A 15,620-nucleotide genomic window follows, 5' to 3' on the forward strand; every position below is an offset into this window, starting at 1 on the left:
AAGCCTCAAAAGGAATCATCAGTTCCCCCTTATCTCCCTTTCCTCATTCCCTCCATGCCCTATGCCCTAACTACCTAAAATATCCGCGAGAATATCTAAGGCAATTTGAATTTGGTCGCTATCGATAATTAAAGGTGGACAGAAACGAATGGCGGCTTTACCACAACCAAGCAATAACAAACCCCGCAAGAAGGCTTCTTGAATTATGCGATCGCGCATTTGACGATCGAGATTACCTTCTTCATCTAATAAATCCACCGCTACCATTAATCCTTTACCTCGCGGTGCCGAGAGTTGGGGAAATCTTTGGTGCAGTTGGGTTAAACCAGCTTGTAATAACTCTCCCATTTGGGTAGCGTTGGTCATCAAACCGCTTTCCAACAGTCGCAGTGTGGCAATACCAGCAACGCAAGCTACTGGATTTCCACCAAATGTGGTGGCATGAGCGCCAGGAGACCATGTCATTAACTCAGGTCGGGAAAGAATCGCACCCAAAGGTAAACCACTGGCGATACCTTTAGCTGTGGTGATAATATCCGGCATGACGCCCCAATGCTCGATCGCAAATAGGCGACCAGTACGCCCCATCCCAGACTGCACTTCATCCACTACCATTAAGATGCCATAGCGATCGCATATATCCCGAATCCGTTGTAAAAAGCCTTCTTCTGGAACTATATACCCGCCTTCGCCTTGAATTGGTTCAACTACAATTGCTGCTACTTCTTCTGGTGGTAATGTCGTCAAGAATAGCTGTTTTTCTAAATAATCCAAGCTAGCGTGAGTGCCGTAGGGAATATGTGTCACCCCTGGTACGAAAGGCCCAAAATTAGCTCGCTGCACTACTTTGGAACCAGTCAAAGACATAGCCCCATAAGTGCGTCCGTGGAATGCGCCCAAAAAAGCGACGATTTGCGATCGCTTGGTGTAATATCGGGCAAGTTTAATTGCTCCTTCGTTAGATTCTGCTCCAGAGTTGGTGAAAAATACCCTAGCACCTTCAGGAAAAGGAGCGCGAACTGCTAATTTTTCTGCCAGTTCTACCATCGGTTCGTAATAAAAATCAGTCCCCGACATATGTAGCAACTGTGCTGACTGGGCTTGAATTGCGGCCACAACTTCTGGATGGGCGTGTCCGGTATTCGTTACAGCAATACCTGCTGTCATATCTAAGAAAACATTGCCGTCAACGTCTTCTACCATACAGCCTTCACCCCTAGCTACCACCAAGGGATAATCTCTAGTGTAAGAAGGAGAAGTTACAGCGCGATCGCGTTCTATAATTGCTTGAGCGCGAGATCCAGGTAAAGAAGTTACTACACTGGGCACCTGTGGTAAACCCAGATTGACAGAAATACTTAACATATTTTAGATTTTTTTAAGATAATGTTTGATTAAAAGCCCAGCTTTCAACTATTGCAGTAGCATTTGTTTCTCTTTGTAAAAGATTTATACTCAGCCTGCATACAGTAAAGCAGTAGCCCAAAGGTCGGCTAGTCAGCGAAATTCTACTAAGTTAAAGTTTGCGGTCAACGCATTATATATAGACGGGGCGAAAGCAAAAGATTAACCAAAAAATCTTTCCTATCTCCCTGTGTCGGACAATCTTATACCATGTCCGCTAAATTTAGCATAACAATAACTTCACGGTGTCTTCCAATCTTTACTCAGTCTCATAAATCTTTGATTCACATCGAGTCAATTTGGCTCTATCGCCTTGGTGTTGTCTCGCTGTTGAATTCTCTCAATCACTGGCTCAACAATCAGCGTCAACAATTCTATTGGTAGTGTTCTGAGTCTTTTTGATATTGCTTGAGCACTCACTTCAATTCGGCCTACCCACAATCATCCTTCCTCGTTGAGTACCCGTTGCACTTCCTTTAATCCGGCTATATGCCGATATACCAAACTTAATACTACTGCCATCATTACAGGCAATGTTAGTATCCACTTCGCGCAATTTTTTCTTGTCTTTGCCCTCACACAACTTGAGTGGCTTGAAGCTGCCTGGTGAGAGCAATGAATATAATTGCTTGTCGATTTCCTCTATCGGCGGGGAAGGTACATGCTTTTGCTACCGTTTCGCACTGGAGGTTTTTTACTCATCATGTATCACTCAGAACATCAATCAAGATGTTCTGAGTGATACATCTTATGGTTTCTTCAAGCTTAAGTTGACACCAATAGGCACCACCGTGCCCTTATGAATAATTTATGTGTGACAAATATTAATTGAATTAGGGCCAGACACCCTAATTCAATTACTGTGTACCCCTACTACGCATTCACAACTTCGCCGCCATTCGGATGCAGAATTTGCCCTGACATATAGGAAGAATCATCAGATGCTAAAAATACATAGCTAGGTGCAACTTCTTCTGGTTGTCCAGGCCGCTGCATTGGTACTTGAGCACCAAAGCTTTTCACTTTATCCTCAGGGAAGGTAGAAGGAATTAGTGGTGTCCAGATGGGGCCGGGAGCTACACCATTAACACGAATCCCTTTCTCTACCAATGATTGGGATAGAGAACGAGTAAAAGCTACGATCGCTCCTTTTGTTGATGAGTAATCCAGCAGTTGCGGATTGCCTTTGTAAGCAGTTACAGATGTAGTGTTGATGATAGCGCTACCTTCTTTCAGGTGCGGTACTGCTGCTTTGGTGAGAAAGAACATGCTAAAGATATTGGTGCGGAAAGTACGCTCTAATTGTTCAGCCGTAATATTTTCAATACTTTCTTGTGGATGCTGTTCGGCGGCGTTATTCACCAGAATATCTAGATGTCCCAATTCATTCACAACCTGTTGTACAGCTTGCTGACATACTTGCTCGTCGCCAATATCTCCCTTAATTGTCAGACAGCGCCTACCTTCAGCCTCTACCAAGCGTTTTGTTTCCTTGGCATCTTCTTGCTCATTTTTATAGACAATTGCCACATCTGCCCCTTCTTTGGCATAGAAAATGGCAACTGCTTTACCAATACCGCTATCTCCACCAGTAATTAGCGCTACTTTGCCTTGTAATTTGCCACTTCCCCGATATTTGGAATCATCAGATCGGGGTTTTGGCGTCATTTGAGCTTCACTTCCAGGGGGATTTTGCTGTTGCGGCGGTTGTAATTCTTGTGCTTGAGTCATAAGTTTGTTTCCTGCTATGAACTTCCAATTTGCTGCGATGCAATCGCAACTAAGAGGATGCTGGAAACATCTCAATAACTTTCCTAACATCCTCTCAAGCTCTTTGAGTTCACTTTAGAAAACACGATTAATTACTTTCTCTCTCATTGGTAGGAGAGTATGTGTATAGTAGGTAGATTTTTCCGCGCTGATAGTTGTTAGCAAGGCTACTAATTTTTATATTTTTGCTGCCGCAGTCTGTATGACTGCAAATCTATGCCAGCAAAGCGTTTTCACCATCTTCTCCTATTATTTTCTATTGAAATAAATAAAAAAGCGATCGCTTTTTCAAACACAAAATTTGATTTTTTAGTTAAATTCGCTACTCTGTATGGGCTATTTTCTCTGTTTCCCCAAGCTATACAACAGAGACCATATTTTGATAGGATTCACAAAATCAAATTCTCAATCAGTTTTGGCGATGGTGAACTAAAAGCGAACTCTACGGTAAAAGTCTTATACCTTAATACTTGCAGATGACTTTGCTTGTAATAATTCTTTGCATAACCTGAGTTGCATATGCATCGCCACCTCAGCAATGTTTATTAGGTTTTCAAATCGCAATTTTTGGAAAAATAAATTTTAAGTATGTAATTATACTACAACCACTCTATTTACGTCTTATATCTAAAGATAGAGAATAATGGTTAACTAATTTTGGGAAATATAACCTGAGGAGGGTTACTTCTTGGGTGTAGCCGCCCAAAAAACCTGCCTACTTATCTTTAGTGCAACCGAGGTCAGATGTCGCAACCTTTAAATCCAGTCACCGAGTGGGAACAACGTCGTGATGAGGCAACAGGCTACTACAAACAAGGGAGATTTCAAGAATACCTGGCGCTAGCAACCGAAATTTTAATGCTAGCTCGCATCATCCCAGACAGAGCCAGAGAAGGTCATGCTTTGAACGACATTGGTTTAGCTCACCTCGGTTGCTCGCAACCACAAAGAGCATTAGAGTGTTTCCACCAAGCGCTGGCGGTTGCGCAAGAATTTGGTAATCCGCGAGCTGAAGCAACAGCACTGAGCAATATCGGTTCTACCTACAGCCGTATAGGCAAGTTTGCCCAAGCCTTAGAGTCTTTTGACAAAGCGCTGCAAATTTTCCGCAAATTAGAAGATGCGCAAGGCGAAATTTCCACTCTCAATGATGTGGCTCTGATATACACCAGATTGGGAGAACCAAAACGAGCGCTGTTGCTGCAAAACCAGATTTTGACAATGCGCCGATTGCTAGGAGATTTTTCTGGTGAAGCAACTACATTCAATGGCATTGGCTTTGCCTACAGCGCTTTGGGACAATACGAGCAAGCTCTAGAATATTTTCAAGCAGCATTACCAATTCAACGAGCTGTTAAAAGTTTAGTTGGTGAAGCAACTACCTTAAATAATATTGCTTCTGTCTACAGCGATTTAGGACAACCAAAACAAGCTCTATTAATCTACTACCAAGTGCTGTTAACACGTCGGGCGCTCAAGGATCGCGCTGGCGAAGCAACTACTTTAAACAACCTTGGTTTTACTTACAATAACTTGGCAAATCACTGGCAAGCGTTGAAATTATACAAGCAAGCTGTGGCAATTTATCAAGAATTGGGCGATCGCTTGGGAGAAAGCTCAACTTTATTAAATATGGGTAGCTTGTACGCCACCAGAAGACGCAAAAAATTGGCGCTATCATGCTACCGCAACGCTCAAGAATTAGCCGCAGAAATCGAATATCAACCACTTGTGCAAAAGGTACAACAATTCATTGATGCATTGTCGTGATAGTAGCAGGCCGTGTAAATCGCATTAAAATCAAAAGTCCCTAAGAGTGCAGTAGCAACCTTGGGGACTTTTTTATCTATGTAGCAGTGACTAGAAATCTCTTGGTAAGAGATATGCGCTAATTAGAAGCGATAACCTACTCCAGTTTGGAAACTAACAGCATCCGCATCACTATTTTTGTAGGCGTCAATACCCCATTTAGCATCGCCATAGACCATCACGTTGTTCGCTACCTGTGATTCCGCACCTAAAGTAACTACAGGCGAATTTTGATTACCTAATGGTGTGTTCTTACCTTCATCGGTGACAAATGAGTAACCGCCACCGAAGTAGACGTTAGTATTTTTGGCAATGGGCGCATCATAAGTCACTATGGGCATAATTGCAGTGGCGTCACCACCAAACAGAACCGAACCCCGAAGTGAAACAGGTGTTTTCGGCATAGCCACCCGTGCTTGGACATTACCACCAAATTGAGCATCATCATTTCCTTGTCCGCCACTGGTTGCACCCGCAGCAATACCAACACCTATATAATTGCTGTCAGTACCTGCTGGTTGAGCAGCAGCAATTCCAGCGGAGAGGACAATAGAAGAAACAGCAAGTGCAGAAGCAGCCAAAGCTCTAAGTTTCATAATTTTATCAGTACTAGAATTCAGTGCGATCGATCTTCTCTAGTACTAGAATCATCTTTTTAAAAGATTTCACCCTCCTACATTGAGGTCATCCACATGGTTGAATTGTCATTCATTCTATTGGGTGAACACATCTCTAAAAATTGCTGATGCTATGAAGCGATCGCTACTATAATTTAATGCGATATGGTAGCGATCGCTCCTGATATTAATATCAATATATTTGCTATAAATAATATCATGTCCGGTTAAAGACTTGTTATTGCAAACGAAGTGAAGCAATCGCAGAGTCCTTGTGATTGCTACTCTTCGAGAAGCCGCTGACGCTCCTTCGTCGCTAACGCGGCTACGCTCCACTCTGTTACGCTCGCAATGACATATCATAAGCAACTTGGCGGACATGATAGAAATTCTCGACATATCTGTCGCCTTCTTCTAAAGATATGAGACCAATTCTGTAAAAATTAGCGAGATTTAAAAAATCATAAATCCTGATTTTATCAGCGTTTTTATTTTGAATTGATATTAGACTTTGTTAGCTAAATTCATCAACTGTTTAAAATTAACCAGGTCGATAATATTATTTGTAGTGTCAATTTCAATCCAGCCTTTTTCATGCAACTTTTCCATGATTTTGCTAGTTTCTTCAACACTGATTTCTGTGACTTCTGCCAAATCTTTGAAAGGAATATTAAAAATTTCTCTTCCCCTCTCTGATTTTTGACCGTAACTTTCACCTAAACTAACTAGAGTCTGAGCTAGTTTGACTGCTGGTGGTGAAGAACGCATTTGCAAGCGCAGGTTGATTTGTCGCAATCGGCGCACCATCAGCTGTAGCATTCGGTGATGTAAATGCGGGTCTTTAAATAAAATTTGAATAAAACGCTCTCTAGAAACACTCAGTAATTTTACAGGTGAAAGCGCAATCACATCTGTTGAGCGTGGCGATTCATCTAAAACAGCCATTTCTCCAAAAAAATCGCCTCGGCCTAAAATTGCTAGAGCCACAAAATTATCGCCGGATGTGCGTCGGACTTTGACCCAACCAGAAACTACAAAATAAACTGCATTACCCCAAGCATCTTCCATCAAAACAGCTCGTTCAGCAGGGTACTCGTGGTCAATTGCAACATTCAGCAGCCACTCTAAAGTTTGGGGATTGGCTGTACTGAGTAGGGGGAAAAGTTCACTAAAAACCTCAGTCTGCATGAAATATCTGCAAAAAATTGATTTAGGAGGAGAAAATTAGGTCAGCTATTATATGTTTTATAACCGCAATCATTGGCTGAATACGGTAGTAAAATAGTTACAAATTAATTAAGAATTTTCAGCTTTTTAGGTCTGATATTCTAGTACAACATAACAATTATGTCTGAGATCGCAATCAGCGGTTTTACTGACAGATAAGTTATTTAATGTTTTTTGTTAGCTGGCTATCCCTACTCAAGACATTGAGCTGTTTGTCTAAGTTTTCCACTAGTTGACCTAGGGAAAGGACAGCATTTAATTGTTCAGATTGCAAATTCGGATTGAGCAGCAGCCGTTGTTCTAGTTCGTGCAACTTGAGGCTGAGTTGTTGGGTGATAACTAAAGTATCGTGGCTTAACCGATGCAACTGTTGCTGTTGATAAAACTTTAATGCTGCTCCTCGTAATACTTGTAGTGTTGCTTCTTCACCATAAATCCCAGGCATAACTCGTAAGCGTAACAACAAACTGTTATTTTGATATAACCATTCCTTCTCTACCTGCTTGGGTTCAGTAAATGTGGCGATAGGTAGACCAGTAAATTGCTTGAATTCATTGATTACGTCTTGGAAAACCGCAAGCGGTAAATTTTCGATCGCTGACTGCAAGACTCCATTATCACTCCAGAGTATTCTGCCTTGGTCATGCTGTCTTTCCAAATACAAGCGACCAATTCCCCCAACCAAAACTCTACCTAATAACTCTTTTAGTAATTTCTTTGATGGTAGCGTTGCTAAAACTTCAATCGAGCTTAATGTCTCTGGAATTTCCACTGGCAAAACAGTTAAACTACTTGAAAGTAGTACCTCAGTCGTCCGTTCCTCTTCACTCTTGTCAACAGAGGTAGCTGTGGTAGTTCTAGAAACGCTATTTGAATTGAGGATGGGAGATAAATCTGCTTGTGAATCGGACGCTGGCAAAACTTCTTGTTGCTCGTCACTCACTGAAGCTTGCCGATCTAAATTAGAGTAGTTATTGTCAGAGGAACTTTGGCGATCGCTCGCCGGAACTGACGTGTTTTTTGAGTTACTACCTACTTTTGCGCGATGTGTTTGTTTTTTCTCTGAAGAGTAAGTGCTTTTGTGGTTGAGGTAGGCTGAGAGGGTATGTTGGTGAACATTGCCTGTAATTGGCTCACTCACCATCTTGTAATTAATATAAGACAAAATACGAGTAACATAATCTAATGCCTCGCTGTCTTGTGGATTAACCATACCTAATACAAGCTGATTGCCTTTTAACTTCAAGGGCAAAATTTGGTGGTAAAGGCAAGCCTCTAAAGGCAAGATAGTATCAATTAACGAAAATATTTGCTCGCGATCGCTAAGTGATTCCTTGGGAGTATTGGGTTCTGGCTCTCCTGCCAGCGGAGTTTCATTTGACACTGGTAGCTCAGTTTCTTCGTTATCAGTAATTTTGCCCTCGGAAGATAACATACGCTTATAATATTTGCTTTATTTACTTCTAATTCTATTGTGCTTCTCAACTAGTGGGTAGTAAATAAAGATACATTCTTATATTGTGAGATGTTTAATTATATACCAAGATTTAGAAGGAAAATCCAGGATTGTGGATTTGGGATTTCTCCCCAATCCAAAATCTATAACATCAAATTTTGAACATTTCTGTTCCATACCTGAAAAAACTGACCCCTAATTTGAGGCTGCTCTGAGTACATCAGTAAATCTACTATAGTCACAGTCGAATTTTATTGCTCCTGAGTTCTCAAACTTTGAGCTACAAGATAGACTTTTGTCCATTCACCCAAAACCTGATGGGTTTTGAGTTTTAATTCTTTCGCTGTGGCTTCAATGGAGTTGCCAGCTTTGCGCAAATCCAAAACCTGCCGTCCTAATTGAGTCACTTGTTCGTAGAGTTGCTGCCATTGGTTTTGTGTTAGCCCTAGGTTGTGTTCTTGCAAAGAAATTGCTAGCCAGTTTTCCACCAATTCTGGCTTACCTTTGAGCGCAAAAACACGTACAGCGTGATAGCTAATTTTTTCCCGCAGACGATACACTTCCTTAATCTGCTTCTTCAATCTTTTGGCGATTTCATCTTGGGACTTACCTTGCAGATATAGTCGCAGCCACTCTACGGCTTCTGTACCGAGGTTTTCTTGTAAATATTCTTCAAATTCTTTTTGTACAGCTTGGCGCAATACTTGTTGCTCTTCTAGTTCCTGTGCTTCTTGATATTCTGCGATCGCCTGGCTATCAACCAAGTTAACTCTATTGTCGCTATCATCCGTGAGAATTTCTTCGGAAACTAGCCTAATCAAGTCGCTGCTGGGGACTTGAGTTAAGCCACCGCGTTGAGTCCGCCGCAGATAGTTGACAAAGCGGTAAACCAACAAGGGCTGATTGCGTACCGGACGCAAGCAGTATTCTTCGATGCTGGCAAACAGTAGAGTATCTCGTAACCGCCGATCGGTGGTAATTTCAGCGATACACGCCATTTGGTCTTGAATGTAGTTATCGCTTTGCAGTAATTCTTGGATGATTTCTTGTAATACATCCATGACACTGCGTTGGCGATCGCGGCTCAGAGAAACCCAAGTCTGAATTTTATTCCGCAATGTCATCAAGCTGGCTAGCCGAGTTATTAGGTTGCGATAAGCACGTTCTCGTGCTATGCCCAAGTAACGTTGCAGTAAAATCCGGTAACGATATTCCATCGCTTGCTTGGCAATCTCCAGTTCCTTGGGGTTGAGCAAATCAAACCGTTGGAAGTCACGTCCTAACAACCAAAGAATAATACTTTCTTTAGCTGCGGCGCTTTGTTCTGGACACTCCGCCACTAGACGTTTTCGCCAATATTGCGCCAGTTTTTCTGCTTCCGTTACCATAGCGAGATTGCGCTCCTCGAAACCCTGTTTTAAAGTTTGCATCACAACCCCCATTTGTCGCATTTAAACTTATTAACTGGCAGCTGCCCCTAAATTATCTTCTTGATGAAGACTTTTGAGTGATTCCACTTTTATTACGTCTGAAATGCCTAAACTTATGCAGAAATTATCCCTTGCTAGTCTGAACTTTTAATCTGCAAGTACTGGAAACCCCTTTCGCTAAGGCATTTTTCTCAATTTTGCATATTTTAAATTTTTGTAAACTTATGCATTCACAACTCAGAAAAGCAGCCTGACCAGTTTAAGTAAATTAGAATACACTCATACTGTATAGGGGTTTAGGAAAGCAGGCATTTTGCATTTGCCCAAAAAGAGTAAATATAATTCACCTCAATCCAGACGTAGTTTGATTCATATAAGTTTCACTCCTCTAGAATTTATTTGGCGAGCATCTCAACATTTTTTTAACCACCCTCAACATTTTTGCAAAATTGTTTACATTCGAGACAAGACATACGACCTTATTCTGAAAAGTCGGCTGAAAATTTCATAGTACCCATCAGGGTAATATGTTGATCTAAGTTTTCAATTGTTTACATAAATGGAGATTTGATGGAAAGCCGACGATAAACTTTATCCTTGCTGGGTGGAGTTTTTCTCTAGGTTCTACGGCTTCCCATTTCAATGCTTGATAAATATTACATTTTGTTTCTTAGCTAAGACATGAGGAACTGCGAAAAATCCTCTAGACTTTCCTCATCTGCTTAAAGCGCTTGTTAAGTAATTGCCAAATTTACCTGGGTTTACCACTAAACGTGTTAAATGTGAGATAATTACTCGTGAATCAAGCCTAAAAACATCTCATAAGTCTATATTTATTTGCTTTTTGTAGACACTTAAAAGTTGACTACGAGGTAATTAATCATCCCGTATCTTGAAATCAAAAGCGTAGACATGCAATTGCGTCTTGCCAATAATTCATTGCCAAGGCGCACAAATAAATGATTGATTTCTAGTGTGGGTTTAAGACTTTGGACTGTTTATCAAATATCCAATTAACCTAAAATCTAACGTCCATTCGACGATCTGATAATTGGGTTTTCTACAGATTCTCTATACTGTTGAACTGCTTCAGTGTAACCAATTGGCAGAACCGCTTCAACGTTTTCATGAGGTCTGGGGATAATGACCCAAGATTCCAGAGTACCACCATGAACATTTTCCGCAGCTTCCACACCAGCCGCCATAGCGGTCTTGACTTCAGAAACATCACCACGAATATTGACTGTAAAACGAGCGCTACCCACCCGAATATAACCAACTAGGGTAACTCGACCTGCTTTTACCATTGCATCTGCTGCTGCTAACACAGCAGGAAAACCCTTAGTCTCTAGCGATCCAACTGCCTGTAATGACATTAGAAATCTCCTGTATGAATAAACTGAGGTGGCGCTACAAGTTAATTGTACGAAGCTTCGCTACAAATTTTAATGGCGAACTTGCTTAGAAGATACGGAAAGGTTCTGATTCTTCAGTGAAGTGGATAGGTAGAATGGTTTCCACATTTTCCGGAGGATTGGGAACTATATAATGCGTGATGACTGTACCAGTCTTTACTTGTTCTCCAGCAGCAATTCCTGCTTCAACTGCTCTTTTGACTTCAGCAACATGACCTCTAACTGCGACTAATAACCGAGCGCTTTCCGCTTGACCATAATACACCAGCGTGACTGCGGCAGATTTTACCATTGCATCTGCTGCTGCCAACACTGAAGGAAAACCTAAAGTTTCAATTACGCCAACCGCCATTGGCATGGCTTAACTCTCCTGAGTAAAGGATAAGTGATATTAATTGTACGAGGCTTTAGTCCCAATTTTGAAGTTTTACTCAATTTTCTTGGATGGTATTTAGCGGGCATACCAACAGCGATCGCGTTGCAACGCTACGTACAATCATCACTGCTGGTTTGCCAGAATTGGGATGATATTATCTAATTTTTATTTATTGAAGGAAAATTGCTGAGATTGCAATCAAAATGAACCAATATCGAATATCGATCGTATCTTTTGCAGTTGAGAGCTTTTCTCCAACTCTGCGATGCGTTCCATTCGCCGCAGATTCCAGTCATCGTTAGAGTCAGCTATGGCGAATCAAGGGTCTAAGATTTTTTAGCGATCGCATCTGTTGTCGCACTTAGACTGAAGTAATAGAACATTAGCATGATTCCAAATGCTTGCGCCACGGACTGTCTCGGCATCGTGACAAAGAGCGTAAGTATTACAATAGGTTACACTAGTGAATCTGGGATCAAAATGACTGCATAATATAAATTGATAAGTCGTTAAACTCAGTAGATAGACTTAAATCAACCTAAAATGCCTTGTAGGCTGAAAATCCTTCTACTATATGCCCTCTAGGTTGAAAGAATGCTGAGTGCGAAGTAAAGAGTAATTAATTAAGTAGAAAGGCGTAAGCAACAGCATTATGTAACGAAGATTACATTTGCTCAAAACCCTCTTTCCTGACGCCCTCTGCCTTAACTCAACGATCAATATTCACGCCGACCTAACTTATTCTCCTTGTCCCTTTTCTATGCACGGTGATGAGGATGCTGATCTTAGGGTTGGGCATTGGGCATTTGTCAAGAGTCAACAGTCAATAGTCAACAGTTATTTCTTTTCTCCCCTGCTCCCTGCCGCAATTCCCTCTCTCCACCAATAAATTTGATTTTGTACGACTAAATTAATAATTCATATTTGCATATAAATATTTCTTTGGGATTAAAACAATGTTAGGGAAAACTATCAATTTAAAATCATCATTCCTCAATACCTGCCTTTTCAGTGCTAGTACATGGACTTTAAGTTTTTTGCTACCTGGATTGCTGCTAGTCTCGCCTGCTTTAGCAATCCGGCTAAGTAATGGGCAGATTTCCTTTAATAATCCTCCTCGATTAATTCGATCTGCTACGAACTTTAGCAGTTCTAATGTACGCGCAATCTATCAATTTACCATTAGTGTTCCTCAAGATGCTGGGGAGCCTCTAGAAGCCGTCTCAATAGTACAGCGTCCAAATGTAGAAACAATTGCATTTGATGTGAGTCAACACCGTGCTTTTAAAGGTAACAGTTTCGCTGGTGGTCCAGCAGTACATCTGGCTAACATTGGCGGTACTGAAGTATCCAAATCTAACAAGCAAATGATAGTATTTGCTCCGCCTATCGCCCCTGGTAGCACGGTAACGGTTGAGATGGTAGCCAAGGAAAATCCTCAGTTTGCGGGAGTGTATCTATTTGGCGTTACCGCTTATCCAGCCGGAGAAAATGGTATCGGCCAGTTTTTAGGTTACGGTCGCCTACACTTTTACCATTAGCCTTCAGCTCAGCGATACCCTTGAAAGGGTGGGATTGTCAAAAAATCATCTAGTACAGCACGGCGTAAATAAACCACCCATTGGAAATACCTGAAACCCTTGCGAAACCGTAATTACGAATTCCGCTTTGTGGTACTAGGTTGCCACAAATTAGCCTTACATCTAGCCGAGATACAATGGTTAAATAGTTTCGATTGCTGATACTCCATACATATTTTTGTTCTAGTTTCAGTCTCAGCTTTCTTTTGTCACATTTTCAACTCATTGAACATTACCTTGACTGAAGCCAACCCAGTGCGTAATCTGCAAGAAACTCATTTAAATCGTGCGCGTGCTAGTCTCCGACAAGCGTTGTCTTGGTATGGATATCTTCGCAAGTCAGGACAGCTCTCATCCAACCCAGAATTGGCGGGTTTGGTAAAGCCGGAATTGGAAACTTTGAGTACCACACTCAACAAGCTAGACTCGAATGTCATTAAAATTGCTGCTTTTGGGTTAGTGAGTCGGGGTAAGTCGGCGGTGTTGAATGCCTTACTAGGGGAGAAAATTCTCCAAACTGGGCCTTTAAATGGTGTCACGCAATGGCCTCGTTCTGTACGCTGGCAACCAGGAGGTAAAGTACAAGTAGAATTAATTGATACTCCTGGATTAGATGAAATTGAGGGTGAATCTAGGGCACAAATGGCGCGAGAAGTAGCGCGTCAAGCTGATTTAATTTTATTTGTTGTATCTGGTGATATCACACGTACAGAGTATCAAGCATTACTGGATTTGCGGCGATCGCAAAAGCCACTAATTTTGGTGTTTAACAAAATCGACCTCTACCCAGATACAGACCGAGCAGCCATATACCAAAATTTACAACAATTGGGAGCCGGACACCCCGAAGCCCAGCCTTTATTACCCGATGAAATTGTCATGGTAGCGGCGGAACCAGCACCAATGGAAGTGCGGGTTGAGTGGCCTGATGGTCGTGTGAGTTATGAATGGGAGACTCCCCCCACCCAAGTAGAGGAACTGCAACAGACAATATTGAATATTCTCAACCGTGAAGGGCGATCGCTGTTAGCTTTAAATGCACTCATCCAAGCGCGGGAAGCAGAAGCGGCGATCGCGCAAAAAACTCTGGAATTACGCGAACAAGAAGCTGAAGATATTATTTGGCAATATACCAAGTATAAAGCTTTGATAGTCGGCTTAAATCCGATTGCTGTCTTAGATATTTTGGGCGGTACTATTGCCGATTTATTATTAATTCGTTCTCTAGCGCGGTTGTATGGTTTACCCATCACTAACTATGAAGCCGGAAAAATTTTAAAAACGATTTTATTGAGTTCCGGTGGTTTATTACTTACTGAATTAGGAAGTAGTTTTCTGTTAGGTTTAGGTAAAAGTACTGCGGCTCTGACTAGTGGCGATAATCCGATCAATATTACCGCCTCCGCAGGGAGTGCGATCGCTCAAGCCGGAATCGCTGGTTATGGAGCCTATGCTGTAGGTAAAGCAGCACAAGTTTATCTGGAAAAAGGCTGTACTTGGGGACAATTAGGTGCTAACACCGTTATTCAAGAAATCCTTTCTCAAGTGGAACCAAACACAATAGTCTATCGATTACGCCAAGAGTTAGGAGGAATAGAAATTGGCGATTAAGGCGCGTTTGAAAATACAAGATAGTATAGATGCGCCCCCTCAAAATTATTTTATTTCTGACATACCTACTACATAACATTGACATATATTCAAGTTATTCTTTTGAATCAGGAGTCTAGCAATTATAAGTTAATAGTCAGGACTTTAGTGTTGGATTTTTAAGCACTAAATTTCTTACTACTAATACCAATTCTCTAAAAATAGGCAATAGATGATAACGCAGATATGCGGAGATTCGTCTATGGCTAGATGTTAGATAAAGGGTATAACTCATCATAATTTATGCAATAGACTATTAGATTCACACATTCATAAAATCTTTTAAAATAGGAAGTTTACTAATATGAATCAGCTTATTTCTAAAAGCTTACTAGGGCTAGCAGGTCTAACATTTTTTGTTTGTTCTTCGCAATCAACAATGGCACTTGTACCCAATAATGTAGGAGTTATCCTCAACAGTGGTTCTACCAACACTATTGGTTATCGTATTTATGTCTCGCCATCAGGAGAAGTGAATTATTTATATGGCAAAGGATCTGGTCAAGGTAAACTATCAGAAAAATTAACCAAAAGATTTTTCCGAGATCTGAAAGCGGCGGAACCATTAAGCAATTTGCCAGTCAAGCCTAATTGCATCAAACCTACTTCTTTTGGTACGACTACTACCGTAAGTTTAGGTGGTCAGCAATCGCCAGATATTAGTTGTCCTGGTAACATCAAAGCTCGGCGTTTAGAAAATGATGTTATAGCAATTACCAAAGTTTTAAAGGTAGTTAACGTTCCTAATAGCCAAGGAAAACCATTGCCACCGCAAAATTTCTAGGCAAATAAAGTCATAGTAAAATATATCCTACTCATACCCCGAGTTAAACTTGTCTAAGTTATCGGGGTATTTTCTTAAATTAAAATCTTTCAGCTGAGTTTT

General features: G+C 41.2%; 14 protein-coding genes and 1 pseudogene. 5 read left to right on the top strand and 10 right to left on the bottom strand.

The window, feature by feature from the left end; all coding sequences use genetic code 11:
• Positions 1-66: 66 nt before the first annotated feature.
• From AACU33_RS10065 to AACU33_RS10075, 3 genes and pseudogenes are all read right to left on the bottom strand, one after another.
• Complete coding sequence (locus AACU33_RS10065) at positions 67-1,365, bottom strand: acetyl ornithine aminotransferase family protein (protein ID WP_096588375.1); 1,299 nt, start codon at positions 1,363-1,365, stop codon at positions 67-69.
• A gap of 336 nt (positions 1,366-1,701) precedes the next feature.
• A pseudogene (locus AACU33_RS10070) lies at positions 1,702-2,074 on the bottom strand (IS4 family transposase); the annotation flags it as partial.
• A gap of 203 nt (positions 2,075-2,277) precedes the next feature.
• Positions 2,278-3,135 (bottom strand): SDR family oxidoreductase, encoded by an 858-nt coding sequence (locus tag AACU33_RS10075; protein WP_096588376.1) that lies wholly within the window; start codon positions 3,133-3,135, stop codon positions 2,278-2,280.
• Positions 3,136-3,918: 783 nt separating this feature from the next.
• Between AACU33_RS10075 and AACU33_RS10080 the strand changes: the two genes are divergently transcribed.
• Positions 3,919-4,944, top strand: a complete 1,026-nt coding sequence (locus AACU33_RS10080) for a tetratricopeptide repeat protein (RefSeq protein ID WP_096588378.1) — start codon at positions 3,919-3,921, stop codon at positions 4,942-4,944.
• Positions 4,945-5,066: 122 nt separating this feature from the next.
• Here AACU33_RS10080 and AACU33_RS10085 read toward each other — a convergent pair whose 3' ends face one another.
• The 7 genes from AACU33_RS10085 to AACU33_RS10115 form a co-directional block, all read right to left on the bottom strand.
• Complete coding sequence (locus AACU33_RS10085) at positions 5,067-5,579, bottom strand: outer membrane beta-barrel protein (protein ID WP_096588379.1); 513 nt, start codon at positions 5,577-5,579, stop codon at positions 5,067-5,069.
• Between the two features lie 117 nt (positions 5,580-5,696).
• Positions 5,697-5,936, bottom strand: a complete 240-nt coding sequence (locus tag AACU33_RS10090) for a hypothetical protein (protein WP_339375895.1) — start codon at positions 5,934-5,936, stop codon at positions 5,697-5,699.
• A 168-nt stretch (positions 5,937-6,104) separates the two neighbouring features.
• Complete coding sequence (locus tag AACU33_RS10095) at positions 6,105-6,788, bottom strand: Crp/Fnr family transcriptional regulator (protein ID WP_096588380.1); 684 nt, start codon at positions 6,786-6,788, stop codon at positions 6,105-6,107.
• Positions 6,789-6,987: 199 nt separating this feature from the next.
• Positions 6,988-8,262, bottom strand: a complete 1,275-nt coding sequence (locus AACU33_RS10100; RefSeq protein ID WP_096588381.1) for a GspE/PulE/PilB domain-containing protein — start codon at positions 8,260-8,262, stop codon at positions 6,988-6,990.
• 272 nt (positions 8,263-8,534) lie between these two features.
• Complete coding sequence (locus tag AACU33_RS10105; protein WP_096595209.1) at positions 8,535-9,725, bottom strand: HetZ-related protein 2; 1,191 nt, start codon at positions 9,723-9,725, stop codon at positions 8,535-8,537.
• 1,013 nt (positions 9,726-10,738) lie between these two features.
• Positions 10,739-11,089 carry a carbon dioxide-concentrating mechanism protein CcmK gene (locus AACU33_RS10110; protein WP_096588382.1) on the bottom strand — a complete coding sequence of 117 codons (351 nt, stop codon included), beginning with the start codon at positions 11,087-11,089 and terminating at the stop codon, positions 10,739-10,741.
• Between the two features lie 85 nt (positions 11,090-11,174).
• The gene (locus tag AACU33_RS10115) at positions 11,175-11,486 is read right to left on the bottom strand and encodes a carbon dioxide-concentrating mechanism protein CcmK (RefSeq protein ID WP_096588383.1); all 312 of its coding nucleotides are present in this window, start codon (positions 11,484-11,486) and stop codon (positions 11,175-11,177) included.
• 27 nt (positions 11,487-11,513) lie between these two features.
• Here AACU33_RS10115 and AACU33_RS10120 point away from each other — a divergent pair, with 27 nt between their 5' ends.
• From AACU33_RS10120 to AACU33_RS10135, 4 genes are all read left to right on the top strand, one after another.
• The gene (locus AACU33_RS10120) at positions 11,514-11,666 is read left to right on the top strand and encodes a hypothetical protein (protein WP_339375896.1); all 153 of its coding nucleotides are present in this window, start codon (positions 11,514-11,516) and stop codon (positions 11,664-11,666) included.
• A 794-nt stretch (positions 11,667-12,460) separates the two neighbouring features.
• Entirely contained in the window at positions 12,461-13,045 is a 585-nt protein-coding gene (locus AACU33_RS10125) for a DUF2808 domain-containing protein (protein WP_096588384.1), read from the top strand.
• A gap of 294 nt (positions 13,046-13,339) precedes the next feature.
• On the top strand, positions 13,340-14,695 hold the full coding sequence (locus AACU33_RS10130; protein ID WP_096595210.1) for a GTP-binding protein: 1,356 nt from the start codon (positions 13,340-13,342) through the stop codon (positions 14,693-14,695).
• Positions 14,696-15,038: 343 nt separating this feature from the next.
• Positions 15,039-15,518, top strand: a complete 480-nt coding sequence (locus tag AACU33_RS10135) for a hypothetical protein (RefSeq protein WP_096588385.1) — start codon at positions 15,039-15,041, stop codon at positions 15,516-15,518.
• The last annotated feature ends 102 nt before the right edge of the window (positions 15,519-15,620 follow it).

The organism is Calothrix sp. NIES-2098 (assembly GCF_963875125.1).
In the GTDB taxonomy this organism is placed as follows: domain Bacteria; phylum Cyanobacteriota; class Cyanobacteriia; order Cyanobacteriales; family Nostocaceae; genus Aulosira.

Bases quoted from the DNA above. Each gene is read 5' to 3' on its own strand.
- AACU33_RS10100 (WP_096588381.1), bottom strand. From the start codon at position 8,262: ATGTTATCTTCCGAGGGCAAAATTACTGATAACGAAGAAACTGAGCTA.
- AACU33_RS10085 (WP_096588379.1), bottom strand. From the start codon at position 5,579: ATGAAACTTAGAGCTTTGGCTGCTTCTGCACTTGCTGTTTCTTCTATT.
- AACU33_RS10115 (WP_096588383.1), bottom strand. From the start codon at position 11,486: ATGCCAATGGCGGTTGGCGTAATTGAAACTTTAGGTTTTCCTTCAGTG.
- AACU33_RS10080 (WP_096588378.1), top strand. From the start codon at position 3,919: ATGTCGCAACCTTTAAATCCAGTCACCGAGTGGGAACAACGTCGTGAT.
- AACU33_RS10110 (WP_096588382.1), bottom strand. From the start codon at position 11,089: ATGTCATTACAGGCAGTTGGATCGCTAGAGACTAAGGGTTTTCCTGCT.
- AACU33_RS10105 (WP_096595209.1), bottom strand. From the start codon at position 9,725: ATGGGGGTTGTGATGCAAACTTTAAAACAGGGTTTCGAGGAGCGCAAT.
- AACU33_RS10075 (WP_096588376.1), bottom strand. From the start codon at position 3,135: ATGACTCAAGCACAAGAATTACAACCGCCGCAACAGCAAAATCCCCCT.
- AACU33_RS10125 (WP_096588384.1), top strand. From the start codon at position 12,461: ATGTTAGGGAAAACTATCAATTTAAAATCATCATTCCTCAATACCTGC.
- AACU33_RS10095 (WP_096588380.1), bottom strand. From the start codon at position 6,788: ATGCAGACTGAGGTTTTTAGTGAACTTTTCCCCCTACTCAGTACAGCC.
- AACU33_RS10065 (WP_096588375.1), bottom strand. From the start codon at position 1,365: ATGTTAAGTATTTCTGTCAATCTGGGTTTACCACAGGTGCCCAGTGTA.
- AACU33_RS10135 (WP_096588385.1), top strand. From the start codon at position 15,039: ATGAATCAGCTTATTTCTAAAAGCTTACTAGGGCTAGCAGGTCTAACA.